This window comes from Streptomyces sp. MA5143a (genome assembly GCF_900290235.1).
Lineage (GTDB): Bacteria > Actinomycetota > Actinomycetes > Streptomycetales > Streptomycetaceae > Streptomyces.
This window is the reverse complement of the sequence record NZ_OLMK01000010.1, coordinates 225,899-238,639: the sequence shown is the minus strand read 5'-3', so window position 1 is coordinate 238,639 and position 12,741 is coordinate 225,899. Positions and strand designations below refer to the sequence as shown.

The window sequence follows — 12,741 nt, the reverse complement described above, 5'->3', positions numbered from 1 at the left end:
CTGAGCAGCTGTTGAAGGTTTCACCGCACTGGTGGGACAGCGATACTGCTGTGCATGACGACCGAGACCGGGGAAGGCGCCGACGCGGCCGAGGACACCGAGGAGGGGGTCCTGACCGTGGACGAGCTGGCCGCGCGGGCCGGCGTGACGGTGCGCACGGTCCGCTTCTACAGCACCAAGGGTCTGCTGCCGCCGCCGGTGATCGGTCCGCGTCGGGTGGGCCGGTACGGGCGCGGCCATCTGGCCCGGCTCGCGCTGATCGAGGAACTCCAGCGGCAGGGCATGACCCTGGCCGCCATCGAGCGGTATCTGCGGCAGCTGCCGCCGGATCTGTCGCCGCGCGATCTCGCCCTGCAGCGGGCCGTCGTGGCCTCCTGGGCGCCGGACGCGGTGGAGACGGTGACACGGGAGGAGCTGGAACCGCGGGCCGGGCGGTCCCTCGACGAGGACGACGTGGAGCGGCTCACGGCGATGGGCCTGGTCGAACGGGACGGCGACGGGTTCCGGGTGGACCCCGGTCTGCTGCGGCTGGGCGCGGAACTCCTCGACGTGCCCCTGTCCCAGGAGTCGATCCTCGCCGCGCGGAGCGTCCTGATCGAGCACGCCCGGGCGGCCGCCCACGAACTGTCCGGTCTCTTCCGCGACGCGGTGGCCGAGCGGGACCCGCAGGCGGTGAAGTCCCTCTCGGCCCACATGCAGCCCCTGGTCGTCCAGGCCCTGCTGACGACCTTCCAGCGCTCCCTGCGGGACGAGCTGCGGGAGTGGCTGAAGGAGGGGTGAGGGGGTGAAAAGCAAGGGGCGCAGCCCCGGTCGCTCTTCAGGGGCGCGGGGAACTGCGCGACCAGCCACAACGAACCCGCGGCCGCCAACGCACCCCCCGCCCCCCGAACCGTCACGCGTCGGCGAACCTCTCCCCCCGCTCCGCCTTCTCCACCAGCAGCCCCGGCGGCGTGAAGCGCGCGCCGTAGCGGTCGGCCAGTTCCCTCGCCCGTGCCACGAAGCCCGGCAGGCCGCCCTCGTACCCGTTGATGTACTGGAGGACACCCCCGCTCCAGCCGGGGAAGCCGATGCCGAAGATCGAGCCGATGTTGGCGTCGGCGACGGAGGTGAGGACGCCCTCCTCCAGGAGGCGGACGGTGTCCAGGGCCTCGGAGAACAGCATGCGTTCCTGCATGTCCTCGAAGGGGATCCGGTGGTCGGGCCGGGTGAAGTGCTCGCGCAGGCCGGGCCAGAGCTTGGTGCGGCGGCCGTCGGGACCGTAGTCGTAGAAGCCTGCGCCACCGCTGCGCCCGGTGCGGCCGAACTCGTCGACCATGCGGTCGATGACCGCCTCGGCGGGGTGCTCCTCCCAGGTGCCGCCCGCCTCCTCGACGGCCCGCCGGGTCTCCGTGCGGATCTTGCGGGGCAGGGTCAGGGTCAGCTCGTCCATCAGGGAGAGGACCTTCGCGGGGTAGCCCGCCTGGGCCGCCGCCTGCTCGACCGACGCGGGCTCGATGCCCTCGCCGACCATCGCGACGCCCTCGTTGATGAAGTGGCCGATGACGCGGGAGGTGAAGAAGCCACGGGAGTCGTTGACGACGATCGGGGTCTTCTTGATCTGCCGGACCAGGTCGAAGGCGCGGGCGAGGGCCTCGTCGCCGGTCCGCTCGCCCTTGATGATCTCGACGAGCGGCATCTTGTCGACGGGTGAGAAGAAGTGCAGGCCGATGAAGTCGGACTGGCGCTCCACCCCTTCGGCGAGGGTGGTGATGGGGAGCGTGGAGGTGTTGGAGCACAGCAGCGCGTCGGGGGCGACGACGCTCTCGATCTCCTGGAACACCTTGTGCTTGAGGGCGGTGTCCTCGAAGACGGCCTCGATGACCGCGTCGCAGCCGGCCAGGTCGGCCGGGTCGGCGGTGGGGGTGATCCGGGCGAGCAGGGCGTCGGCCTTCTCCTGTGTCGTACGGCCCCTGGCGACGGCCTTCGCGCAGAGCTTCTCCGAGTAGCCCCTGCCCTTGGCGGCGGCTTCCGCGGACACGTCCTTCAGGACGACGTCGATGCCGGCGCGGGCGCAGGAGTAGGCGATGCCGGCGCCCATCATCCCGGCGCCGAGGACGGCGACCTTGCGGACCTGGCGGGGTTCGACGCCCTTGGGGCGGTTGGCGCCGGAGTTGACGGCCTGGAGGTCGAAGAAGAACGCCTGGATCATGTTCTTCGAGGTCTGGCCGGCGGCCAGCTCCACGAAGTAGCGGGCCTCGATGACCTGGGCGGTCTCGAAGTCGACCTGGGCGCCCTCGACGGCGGCGGCGAGGATGTTCCGCGGGGCCGGGTAGGGGGCGCCGGCGGTCTGCTTGCGCAGGGTGGCGGGGAAGGCGGGCAGGTTCGCCGCGAACTTGGCGTTCGAGGGCGTGCCTCCGGGGATGCGGTAGCCCGGCTTGTCCCAGGGCTGCTGGGACTCGGGGTTGGCGTCGATGTAGGCGCGGGCCTTGGCCATCAGCTCGTCGTGGGTGGCGGCCACCTCGTGGACGAGGCCGTTGTCCAGGGCGCGCCGCGGGCTGTACTGGGTTCCCTGGAGCAGGACCTTCAGCAGCGCGTCGGCGATGCCGAGGAGCCGTACCGTGCGGACGACGCCGCCGCCTCCGGGGAGCAGGCCGAGGGTGACCTCGGGGCAGCCGATCTTGGAGCCGGGGGCGTCGAGGGCGACGCGGTGGTGGCAGGCGAGGGCCAGTTCGAAGCCGCCGCCGAGGGCGGCACCGTTGATCGCGGCGACGACGGGCTTGCCGAGGGTCTCGATGCGGCGCAGATGGCGCTTGATCTCCAGGCCGCCGTCGAACAGCTGCCGCGCGGTGTCGGGGGTGACCCGGATGAGGTCGCGCAGATCGCCGCCGGCGAAGAAGGTCTTCTTGGCGGAGGTGATGATGACGCCGCGGATGGAGTCCTTCTCGGCCTCCAGCCGGTCGGTGATCACGGCGAGGGAGTCGCGGAACCCCTGGTTCATGGTGTTCGCCGACTGGTGGGGGTCGTCGAGGACGAGGGTGACGAGGCCCGAGCGGTCCTGTTCCCAGCGGATGGTGGTGCTCTCGGTCATGAGGGGGCTCTCCGTAGAAGTCGTGGGGTTCCGCCGGGTGTCAGACGCGTTCGACGATCGTCGCGATGCCCATGCCGCCGCCCACGCACAGCGTGGCCAGCCCGTACCGCTTGTCCTGGCGCTCCAGCTCGTCGACGAGGGTGCCGAGGATCATCGCGCCGGTGGCGCCCAGCGGATGGCCGAGGGCGATGGCGCCGCCGTTGACGTTGACCTTGTCCAGGGAGATGCCCATATCCTTCACGAAGCGCAGGACGACGGCGGCGAACGCCTCGTTGATCTCGACGAGGTCGATGTCGTCGATGGTCAGTCCGGCCCGGGCGAGGGCCTTGCGGGTGGCGGGCGCGGGCCCGGTGAGCATGATGGTGGGCTCGGAGCCGGAGACGGCGGCGGAGACGATCCGGGCGCGCGGGCGCAGGCCGTAGCGGTCGCCGATCTCGCGGGAGCCGATGGCGACGAGTGCCGCGCCGTCGACGATGCCGGAGGAGTTGCCCGCGTGGTGGACGTGGTCGATCTCCTCGACCCAGTGGTACTTCTGGAGGGCCACCGCGTCGAAGCCGCCCAGCTCGCCGATGTCGGCGAACGACGGCTTCAGCTTGGCGAGCGAGTCGGCGGTGGTGCCGGGCCGCAGATGCTCGTCGTGGTCGAGGACGACGAGGCCCGCGCGGTCCTTGACGGGGACGACGGAGGCGTCGAACCGGCCGTCCTTCCAGGCCGCGGCGGCCCGCTCCTGAGAGAGGGCGGCGTACTCGTCGACGTCCCGGCGGGAGAAGCCCTCGATGGTGGCGATGAGGTCGGCGCCGATGCCCTGCGGCACGAAGTTGACGGCCAGGTTGGTCATCGGGTCGTTGAACCAGGCGCCGCCGTCCGAGGCCATCGGCACCCGCGACATCGACTCGACACCGCCGGCGAGCACCAGGTCCTCCCAGCCGGAACGGACCTTGGCGGCGGCCATGTTGACGGCCTCCAGGCCGGAGGCACAGAAGCGGTTCTCCTGGACGCCGGCCACCGTGTCGGGCAGTCCGGCGGCGACCGCGGCGATACGGGCGATGTCGGAGCCCTGGTCGCCGACGGGGCCCACCACACCGAGCACGATGTCGTCGACGGCGGCCGGGTCGAGGCCGGGGTACCGGCGCCGGACCTCGTGGATCAGCCCGACGACGAGGTCGATGGGCTTGGTGCCGTGCAGGGCGCCGTTCGCCTTGCCGCGTCCGCGCGGGGTGCGGATCGCGTCGTACACGTACGCTTCGGTGCTCACGGTCTGGCCTTTCGGGTGGCGGTGGAGAGCCGGTGGTCGGGGGTGCGGTGGCCGGGCGTCAGACGCCGGCCTCGCCGTCGAGGACGGGGTCACCGAGGGGAACGTCCGTGGCGGCGGCCGGGGGACGGGCGTCGAGGAGGCCGGGTATGCCCCAGTCGTGGGCGACGTCCGTCGTGTCGGCGCCCGGCTGGGCGGGGCCGCCGCGGACCGAGGTGCGGGTGGCGGAGAAACGGGGTGCGGGGGCGGGCTGGGTGATGCCGCCGAAGTCGGTGAACGTGCCGCGGGCCGCGAGATGCGGGTGGTCCGGGGCCTCGCGCAGCGACAGCACGGGCGCCACGCAGGCGTCGGAGCCCTCGAAGACGGCCGTCCACTCGTCGCGCGTACGGGTCCTGAAGCGGGCCTCGACCGTCTCGCGCAGGACGCCCCATGCGGCGACGTCCTTGCGGGCCGGGGCCCGGTCCTTGATGCCGAGGAGGTCGACGAACTCCTCGTAGAACTGCTGTTCAAGGGCACCGACGGCCATGTACCGGCCGTCGGCGGTCTCGTAGGTGCCGTAGAAGGGGCAACCGCCGTCGAGGAGGTTGGCGGCGCGGCGGTCCTGCCAGCCGCCGGCGGCGAGCATGCCGTGGATCATCGCGGAGAGGTGCGCGGTGCCGTCGACGATGGCCGCGTCCACGACCTGGCCGGCGCCCGTGGCGCGGGCGTGGTGCAGGGCGGCGAGGACACCGACGACGAGGTAGAGCGAGCCGCCCGCGTAGTCGCCGAGGAGGTTCGCGGGGGCGACGGGCGGGGTGTCCGGGGTGCCGATCATGCCGAGGGTGCCGGTCAGGGCGATGTAGGCGATGTCGTGGCCGGCGCGCTGGGCCAGGGGGCCCTGCTGGCCCCAGCCGGTCATCCGCCCGTAGACGAGGGCCGGGTTGCGGGCGTGGCAGCTCTCGGGGCCGACGCCGAGGCGCTCGGCGACTCCGGGGCGGTAGCCCTCGATCAGGATGTCGGCGCGTTCGGCGAGGGCGAGGACGGTGTCCGGGCCGTCGCCGGACTTGAGGTCGACGATCACGGACCGCTTGTTGCGGTTGGTGATGTCGTACAGGGGGTTGACGGCGAGGCCGGCGCCGCCGGGCCGGTCGACGCGGACCACGTCGGCGCCGAGGTCGCCGAGGAGCATGGCGGCGAACGGTCCGGGGCCGATGCCCGCGAGTTCGACCACGCGCACACCGGCGAGCGGACCGTGCCCGGGCGTCTTCGCCACTGCCATCGAGAGCCCCCAGCTCTGTGACACCGATGATGTAACACCAGTGATGTTAAGAACGTGTTCCACCGCGCACAAGGCCCGAGGTGAGCAAACGCTTAGCCATTGTGCCCAAGGTCGTGCCGGATGTCCCGGCACGCGCCGGGACATCCGGCGTCAGCGGGTCCCCAGCTCCGCTATCAGGCGCTTCGGGGCGATCACGCGGTAGCTCTCCTCGACCCAGTCGCAGAGCAGCTCCGCGCTCGGGGCACCCGGCTCCTCCAGCGGGACGCGCACCCAGCCGGCCTTGCCGAGGCCGTATCCGGCGGGCTCGGCTCCCGGACAGGTCAGGGCGTGGGCGTGGGTCTCCTCGTCCTTGAGCTTCACGGTGACACCCAGCGGATGGCTGCCGTCGTCCACACCGAGGAACACGAACACCTTCTTGTTGACCTTGGCGACGCTCTCGCCCCAGGGGAACTCCTCGGCGGCGCCGGGCATGCCGAGGGCGAACTCACGTACCTTCTCCCATTTTTTCAGGGCGTTCCTGGGCACGGCCACGGCCACCTCCGGATCCCGCGCGTTCGGCTGCTCGTCCCTCACGCTAGCCTCACCCACCGACAACGGCGCGGGGGCGAGGGCTGAGGGGTTCCATGAGCACGCACAGCAGGGCGGATCGGGCGTACGACATCGTGCTCTTCGGGGCGACGGGGTTCGTCGGCGAGCTCACCGCGGAGTATCTGGCCGAGCACGCGCCCGAGGGGCTGCGCTGGGCGCTGGCCGGGCGCAGCGCCGAGAAGCTGGCGGCACTGCGGGAGCGGCTCCCCGGCGGTGAGGGCATCGGTGTGCTCCGGGCGGACGTGTCCGATCCGGCGTCCCTGCGTGAACTCGCCCGGCAGGCGCGCGTGGTGGCCACGACGGTGGGCCCGTACATCACGTACGGCGAGGAACTGGTGGCCGCCTGCGCCGACGAGGGCACCGACTATCTGGACCTCACCGGTGAGCCCGAGTTCGTGGACCTGATGTTCGTCCGGCACGACGCACGCGCGCGGGAGACGGGCGCGCGGATCGTGCACGCGGCGGGCTTCGACTCGATCCCGCACGACCTGGGGGCGTACTTCACGGTGCGCCAGCTTCCGGAGGACGTGCCGATCACCGTCGACGGCTACGTGCGGGCGTCGGGGATGTTCTCCGGCGGTACGTTCAACTCAGCGCTGACGGGTTTCTCGCGGGCCCGGCAGACGGCGGCCGCCGCGCGGGACCGCAAGCGGCACGAGCCGCGGACGGTGGGACGGCGGGCGTACGCGCCGGTGAGCGCGCCCCGCTTCGCCAAGGAGGTCGGTGCGTGGGCCCTGCCGCTGCCGACCATCGACGCGCAGGTGGTGCAGCGTTCGGCGCGGGCTTTGCGGCGCTACGGGCCGGACTTCCGCTACCGCCACTACGCGGCCGTCAGGACGTTGCCGTTCGCGGTGGGCGGGGTGGCGTTCGTGGGCGCGGTCGTCGCCGCCGCGCAAGTGCCGCCCGCCCGGCGCTGGTTGGGGAATCTGCACAGGCCGGGCGAGGGGCCGAGCGCCGAGACGCGGGCCAAGAGCTGGTTCTCGGTGCGGTTCGTGGGCGAGGGCGGCGGCCGGCGGGTCTTCACGGAGGTCGCGGGCGGTGACCCGGGCTACGGCGAGACGGCGAAGATGTTCGCCGAGTCGGCCCTCTGCCTCGCCTTCGACGAGCTTCCCCCCACCGCGGGCCAGGTCACGACGGCGGTGGCGATGGGCGACGCGCTGATCGAGCGGCTGCGCGCGGCTGGTATCACGTTCCGGGTGGCCGCCTCCCGGTGACACGGGCTCCGGACGACGCCGTGAGGCGGCCGGGGGCACACCGACCCCCGCCGCCCGCGCCCTACTGGGCCCATCCCGTCAGTGTGTAGACCATCCCGCCGATCCACGCGAGCCCGGCGATCAGGGCGAGCAGCAGCCCGGCCGTGACGGCCCGCTCGACGGGCTGGCTGGGGCTGGCGGCGGGCTTCGGGGCGCGGTGCGTCGTCATGCGGACCAGCCTGCCGATCATGACGACGCGTCGATATCCGTACTCGTACTCAGGTGCGAGCCCCGGACGTACTCACGTGCGGGCCCCGAGGGCTCAGCCGGCCGCCTCCCGCAGGGCCCGGCGGCAGAGCGCGTCGGCGTGCCGGGTCGACTCCGGGACGCGGTAGGCCGGGGTCAGGGCGAGGGTGTGGGCGCAGGCGTTGTCGAGGGTCACGCGGTGGCCGACCGACACGAACACGGGTTTGACCCCGGTGCGGGTGCGCAGCGCACGGCCCACTTCCTCGGTGCCCGTACCGGTGGCGGCGAGGAGGGGCGAGGCACTGCCGCGCGGGGTGCCGGGGTCGTCGTAGGTGAAGGTGAACGGGTTCTTGGCGACACCGATCGTGGGGAGCCCGGTGAGGACGCCGAGGTGGCTGGCGAGGCCGAAGCGGCGGGGGTGGGCGAGGCCGTAGCCGTCGCAGACGACGAGCCCGGGGTCGCACGGCAGCGCGTCGAGGGCCGCGAGGACGGTCGGGATCTCCCGGAAGGCCAGCAGGCCGGGGACGTACGGGAAGGAGACCTGTCCGGTCGCCGTGGCCTCGGCGACCACGTCGAGGGTGGCCGCGTCCAGCACGACGGCCGCCGCCGCGACCACGTCCCGCTCGTCGTCGTACGCGACGTCGACGCCGGTGACGTGTCCGGTGCCGGGCGGCGGCCCGGTCTCGTCGAGGACCACCTGGCCGCGCAACTCGTCCTGCACGGCTCGGGCCTGATCGTCGGTGGCGGGCCAGCCCGCGGGGATGCGTACGGTCGTCATGATCAGACGAGCCTACGCATCCCCGCGGTGAGCACGCCGCCCAGGGCTGCTCGGCTACTTGTCGAGGGCGCGCTTGAGCTGGCTCTTGTTCATGTCGGAACGGCCGCGGATGTTGCGCCGCTTGGCCTCCTCGTACAACTGGTCGTACGTGGGTCCCTCGGAACCGCTGTGGGAGCGCTGTCCGCCGCGCTTGCCGGACGACATGTCCTGCGTGGACGTACGGCTCGCGGTCCTGGACTCGCCGGACCGGGCGCGTTCCTTGTTGACCGTGCGGGCGGCGATCTCCTTGGCGCGCGACTCGCTCTCACCGCGGTCCTCGGCACTCTCCTTGATGTGCTCGTACTGGCGTTCCCGCTTGGGGCTCGAACCGCGTGGCATGCCGATCACTCCCTTCATGACGCGAACACCGCACGGGTATCCCGGTGGGCGGGATCCAGTCCCGCCCGCCGCCCGTTCACCGGCCGTCCCGTCAGTTCTCCAGCCGGGCCACGCGCCCCTTCTCCCCGGCGGCCCAGCAGCCGCGGTCGGGGGTGCAGTCGACCGTGTCGTACGAGCCGGTGTCGACCGTGCGCCAGGTGCGGCCGCCGTCGGTGGTGAGATCGGTGCCGGTGGGACCGACGGCAAGGGCGGTCGTACGGCTGTACGGGAGCCAGGCGACGCCGGAGCGGTAGGAGGGCGGTGGTTGCGCGGCGGACGTCCAGCGGCGCCCGGCGTCGCCGGTGGTCGCCGCCGCGCTCGGGGACGGCTGGTCGGCGCGGTAGTCGCCGCCGACGGCGATGCCGTGGGCCCGGTCGCGGAAGGCGAGGGCGAAGACACCGCGGGCCGGGTCGCCCGCCGGGACGGGGGTGTCGGTGGCCGTCCAGGTCAGGCCCCGGTCGGCGGAGTGCAGCACACGCGCGCGTGCCGCTCCGCCGGTCGCCAGCCAGACATCGCGCCGGCCCGAGCTGACCAGGCACTGCCCGCTCGCCGCGAAGCCCGCCTCGCCCTCCAGGGCCGGGGGCATGCCGTCGCTCGGCAGGACGTTCCAGGAGCGGCCGCCGTCCTCGGTGGACAGGATGCGGAACTTCCCGTCCACCGGGTCGCTCATGGCGAGCCCGTGGCGCGGGTCGAAGAAGGTCAGACAGTCGTAGAAGGCGCGCGGATCGGTGTTGCGGAAGGTCTCGGTCCAGGTGGCACCGCCGTCGTCGGTGCGGTACACGCGGGAGGACTCGCCCTCGCCGATGGCCAGAACGACCGCCCGGCGTGCGTCGAACGCCTCGATGTCCCGGAACTGCAGATCCTGCGCGCCGGGCGGTGACACCGTGCGCCAGTGCTCGCCCCCGTCCCTCGTGCGCAGCACGGTGCCGCCGGTTCCGGCCAGCCAGGCCGTGTTCCGGCTGACCGCGGCCAGCCCTCGAAAACGCACGTCGGTGCCGGTCTGCTTCAGTTCCCAGTGCGGTGGTCGGCCGTCCCCCTGTGCCTGCGCGGGCACGGCCAGGGCGGCGGCGAGCGCCGTCGCGGCCAGTCCCGTCGTCATCGTCCGACTCGTCCGGATCCTGCTTCTCGACTGCCCCAAGGCCCTCATGGCGGGCGAAGCTAGCCGACCCCCCGGGCGCCGTCCAGATGGCCTCGGCAGGGAACCGTGGGGCCCCGTCCGGTGTCCTCACGGGTATGCCGGGACCGCCGGACGAGAAATGGATCACCTCGGTGATTGGAGTCGGTGACAGAGGTCACTCGAAGCCCGCGTGCACGCATCGACCCGATCCAGCGTCTCTTCACATGTCCGGCCATGCCGTCCGGAGTCCGTCCAGCCGTCACAAGGGAGCAAGGCGTTGTCCATCGTCATCGAGCAGCCCGTCGAGGCCCGTCTCGTCGCCGCCGCGCCGCGGATGCCGAGCATTCCCGCAACGCTCCACTACGACCGGAGCGACCCGTTCGCCGTCCGTATGACGTTCCCCGCCCCGGCGACGCTGGAGGGTGTCGAGGTCTGCTGGACCTTCGCCCGCGAACTCCTGGTGACCGGCATGGACGAGGCCGTCGGCCAGGGGGACGTCCGTGTCCGCCCGTACGGCTACGAGCGGCTGGTCATGGAGTTCCACGCCCCGGAGGGCACCGCCGTGGTGCACGTCCTCGCCGGTGAGGTGCGCCGCTTCCTGGAGCGGACGACCGAACTGGTGCCCCTCGGCCTCGAACACCACCAGGTCGACCTGGACCGCGACCTCGCGGAGCTGATGCGGGACGCCTGCTGAGGCAACGCCTCCCGACGCCGCCCCGACCGTGCCGGGGGCGGCCGGTCCGGGTCGCCGATTTAATCCGTTGACACCCCCGGAACGCCCTCCTACCTTGTACAGCGGTCCTGTTGCCGTCGATTGGAGAAGGACGTTGCTCGTCTGAGGTCCTGAGACACCGCGTCACACATCATCGCCGTATCCCGGCTTCCTGTGTGCGTTGCGTGCGACCTCGGCGTACGAGCCGTCCCCCCGGCAGCGGGCCTTCTTCCGGCCCCGCCCCAGCGGGTCAACCCTCGCCTCGCAGTGTCGCGCTCGCGGTGTCCGCACGCGTTGCCCCGACCACCGCAAGCAACCGCGAGGCCCTTATGTCTACTCCCCTTTCCCTTACCTGCACGTCCCTGTCCTTCGCCTGGCCCGACGGCACGCCCGTCTTCGAGGACCTCCAGATCGCGTTCGGCCCCGGCCGGACCGGGCTCGTCGGGGTCAACGGGTCCGGCAAGTCCACCCTGTTGAAGCTGATCGCCGGGGAACTGACCCCGACCGACGGCACGGTCCGGGTGGCCGGCGAGATCGGCTACCTCCCGCAGAACGTCACGCTCGACACCGCATTGCGCGTCGACGAGGCGCTCGGCATCGCCGCGACCCGCGCCGCGCTGCACGCCATCGAGGCGGGCGACGTGGCCGAGAAGCACTTCGCGGCGGTCGGCGACGACTGGGACGTGGAGGAGCGCGCCCTGGCGACCCTCGGTCAACTGGGGCTCGGCCACATCGACCTGGACCGCACGATCGGCGAGATCTCGGGCGGCGAGTCGGTGCTGCTGCGCCTGGCCGCGCTGCTGCTGCGCCGCCCGGACGTCCTGCTCCTCGACGAACCCACCAACAACCTCGACCTGTACGCCCGCCGCCGGCTGTACGACGCCGTCTCGGCGTGGTCCGGGGTGATGATCGTGGTCAGCCACGACCGCGAACTCCTCGACCTGGTCGACCAGATCGCCGATCTGCGCTCCGGGGAGGTCACCTGGTACGGCGGCAACTACTCCGTCTACGAGGAGGCGCTCGGCACCGAGCAGGAGGCGGCCGAGAGGATGGTGCGGGTCGCCGAGGCCGATCTGAAGAAGCAGAAGCGCGAACTGGTCGACGCCCACACCAAGCTCGCCAAGCGCACGCGCTACGCCAACAAGATGTACGAGAACAAGCGGGAGCCCCGGGCGGTGATGAAGCTCAAGAAGCGCACCGCCCAGGTGTCCGCGGGAAAGCACCGCATCATGCACGAGGAGAAGCTCGCCGAGGCCAAGGAGCGGCTCGACGAGGCGGTGGAGGCCGTACGGGACGACGACGAGATCCGCGTCGACCTGCCGTACACGGCCGTACCGCCGGGCCGTACCGTGCTCACCGCTCTGGACCTGCGGCTGCGGTACGGGGCCAGGGTGGACGGTGACCTCGACGTGCGGGGCCCCGAGCGGATCGCGCTCGTCGGGCGCAACGGCGCGGGCAAGACCACGCTGCTGCGCACGATCGCGGGCGAGCTGGACCCCGTGGGCGGCGAGGTGCGGGCGCACGTTCCGCTGCGGTTCCTGCCGCAGCGGCTCGACGTCCTCGACGACGGGCTGACCGTCGCCGAGAACGTGGCCCGGTACGCGCCGGGCGCCACCAACAACCGGGTGCGGGCCCGACTGGCCCGCTTCCTGTTCCGGGGCGCCCGCGCCGACCAGCCGGCGGCGACGCTGTCCGGCGGGGAACGCTTCCGGGCGGCCCTCGCCGCGCTGATGCTCGCCGAGCCCGCCCCGCAGCTGCTGATGCTGGACGAGCCGACGAACAACCTGGACATGGCGAGCGTGCGCCAGCTGACGACGGCACTGGAGTCGTACGAGGGAGCCCTGATCGTGGCCAGTCACGACCTGCCGTTCCTGGAGTCGCTGGGCATCACCCGGTGGCTGCTGCTGAAGGAGGGAGGGCTGCGCACGACGACCCCGGAGGAACTGGGGACGACGGGCTGATCCCGGCGGACCGACCCGGCCGCCGGACGCCCGGTACCGGCTACCGCCGAGTATCTCAGGAGGGGCACAGCCTGGGTGCGGGGGTTTTGTCCTGGTGGGGCGGGACTGCATGATGGCGGACCGGCGTCGCCTCACGGGCGCCGGGAAACCCT

The 12,741-nt window shown here is 72.3% G+C and carries 12 protein-coding genes; 4 read left to right on the top strand and 8 right to left on the bottom strand.

Annotation, left to right across the window (positions count from 1 at the left end):
- Positions 1-54: 54 nt before the first annotated feature.
- Positions 55-780, top strand: a complete 726-nt coding sequence (locus tag SMA5143A_RS05415; protein ID WP_107461760.1) for a MerR family transcriptional regulator — start codon at positions 55-57, stop codon at positions 778-780.
- A 112-nt stretch (positions 781-892) separates the two neighbouring features.
- Here the strand turns inward: SMA5143A_RS05415 and SMA5143A_RS05410 are convergent, their stop codons facing one another.
- From SMA5143A_RS05410 to SMA5143A_RS05395, 4 genes are all read right to left on the bottom strand, one after another.
- Positions 893-3,067, bottom strand: a complete 2,175-nt coding sequence (locus SMA5143A_RS05410; protein WP_107461759.1) for a 3-hydroxyacyl-CoA dehydrogenase NAD-binding domain-containing protein — start codon at positions 3,065-3,067, stop codon at positions 893-895.
- A 40-nt stretch (positions 3,068-3,107) separates the two neighbouring features.
- The gene (locus tag SMA5143A_RS05405; protein WP_055713426.1) at positions 3,108-4,322 is read right to left on the bottom strand and encodes an acetyl-CoA C-acetyltransferase; all 1,215 of its coding nucleotides are present in this window, start codon (positions 4,320-4,322) and stop codon (positions 3,108-3,110) included.
- Between the two features lie 58 nt (positions 4,323-4,380).
- The gene (locus tag SMA5143A_RS05400) at positions 4,381-5,577 is read right to left on the bottom strand and encodes a CaiB/BaiF CoA transferase family protein (protein ID WP_258193342.1); all 1,197 of its coding nucleotides are present in this window, start codon (positions 5,575-5,577) and stop codon (positions 4,381-4,383) included.
- Positions 5,578-5,727: 150 nt separating this feature from the next.
- The gene (locus tag SMA5143A_RS05395; RefSeq protein WP_181361744.1) at positions 5,728-6,108 is read right to left on the bottom strand and encodes an MmcQ/YjbR family DNA-binding protein; all 381 of its coding nucleotides are present in this window, start codon (positions 6,106-6,108) and stop codon (positions 5,728-5,730) included.
- Positions 6,109-6,200: 92 nt separating this feature from the next.
- Here SMA5143A_RS05395 and SMA5143A_RS05390 point away from each other — a divergent pair, with 92 nt between their 5' ends.
- Entirely contained in the window at positions 6,201-7,379 is a 1,179-nt protein-coding gene (locus SMA5143A_RS05390; RefSeq protein ID WP_107461757.1) for a saccharopine dehydrogenase family protein, read from the top strand.
- A gap of 61 nt (positions 7,380-7,440) precedes the next feature.
- Here SMA5143A_RS05390 and mmpA read toward each other — a convergent pair whose 3' ends face one another.
- From mmpA to SMA5143A_RS05375, 4 genes are all read right to left on the bottom strand, one after another.
- Positions 7,441-7,587, bottom strand: coding sequence for a morphogenic membrane protein MmpA (gene mmpA, locus SMA5143A_RS42905; protein WP_167738806.1), 147 nt, complete (start codon positions 7,585-7,587; stop codon positions 7,441-7,443).
- Between the two features lie 93 nt (positions 7,588-7,680).
- Positions 7,681-8,382, bottom strand: a complete 702-nt coding sequence (locus SMA5143A_RS05385; protein WP_107461756.1) for an endonuclease V — start codon at positions 8,380-8,382, stop codon at positions 7,681-7,683.
- A gap of 54 nt (positions 8,383-8,436) precedes the next feature.
- Positions 8,437-8,760: a plasmid stabilization protein gene (locus SMA5143A_RS05380; RefSeq protein ID WP_107461793.1), complete on the bottom strand. Its 324-nt coding sequence runs from the start codon at positions 8,758-8,760 to the stop codon at positions 8,437-8,439.
- A 91-nt stretch (positions 8,761-8,851) separates the two neighbouring features.
- Entirely contained in the window at positions 8,852-9,898 is a 1,047-nt protein-coding gene (locus SMA5143A_RS05375) for a WD40/YVTN/BNR-like repeat-containing protein (protein ID WP_107461755.1), read from the bottom strand.
- 295 nt (positions 9,899-10,193) lie between these two features.
- On the opposite strand from SMA5143A_RS05375, the gene SMA5143A_RS05370 reads away from it, so the two are divergent.
- Together SMA5143A_RS05370 and SMA5143A_RS05365 are read left to right on the top strand one after the other, a co-directional pair.
- Positions 10,194-10,610 (top strand): SsgA family sporulation/cell division regulator, encoded by a 417-nt coding sequence (locus tag SMA5143A_RS05370; RefSeq protein WP_107461754.1) that lies wholly within the window; start codon positions 10,194-10,196, stop codon positions 10,608-10,610.
- A gap of 347 nt (positions 10,611-10,957) precedes the next feature.
- The gene (locus SMA5143A_RS05365; protein ID WP_107461753.1) at positions 10,958-12,589 is read left to right on the top strand and encodes an ABC-F family ATP-binding cassette domain-containing protein; all 1,632 of its coding nucleotides are present in this window, start codon (positions 10,958-10,960) and stop codon (positions 12,587-12,589) included.
- The last annotated feature ends 152 nt before the right edge of the window (positions 12,590-12,741 follow it).

Excerpts from the sequence above, each read along its gene's own strand:
- SMA5143A_RS05415 (WP_107461760.1), top strand. The coding sequence starts at position 55 with ATGACGACCGAGACCGGGGAAGGCGCCGACGCGGCCGAGGACACCGAG.
- SMA5143A_RS05410 (WP_107461759.1), bottom strand. The coding sequence starts at position 3,067 with ATGACCGAGAGCACCACCATCCGCTGGGAACAGGACCGCTCGGGCCTC.
- SMA5143A_RS05400 (WP_258193342.1), bottom strand. The coding sequence starts at position 5,577 with ATGGCAGTGGCGAAGACGCCCGGGCACGGTCCGCTCGCCGGTGTGCGC.
- SMA5143A_RS05390 (WP_107461757.1), top strand. The coding sequence starts at position 6,201 with ATGAGCACGCACAGCAGGGCGGATCGGGCGTACGACATCGTGCTCTTC.
- mmpA (WP_167738806.1), bottom strand. The coding sequence starts at position 7,587 with ATGACGACGCACCGCGCCCCGAAGCCCGCCGCCAGCCCCAGCCAGCCC.
- SMA5143A_RS05385 (WP_107461756.1), bottom strand. The coding sequence starts at position 8,382 with ATGACGACCGTACGCATCCCCGCGGGCTGGCCCGCCACCGACGATCAG.
- SMA5143A_RS05380 (WP_107461793.1), bottom strand. The coding sequence starts at position 8,760 with ATGCCACGCGGTTCGAGCCCCAAGCGGGAACGCCAGTACGAGCACATC.
- SMA5143A_RS05375 (WP_107461755.1), bottom strand. The coding sequence starts at position 9,898 with ATGACGACGGGACTGGCCGCGACGGCGCTCGCCGCCGCCCTGGCCGTG.
- SMA5143A_RS05365 (WP_107461753.1), top strand. The coding sequence starts at position 10,958 with ATGTCTACTCCCCTTTCCCTTACCTGCACGTCCCTGTCCTTCGCCTGG.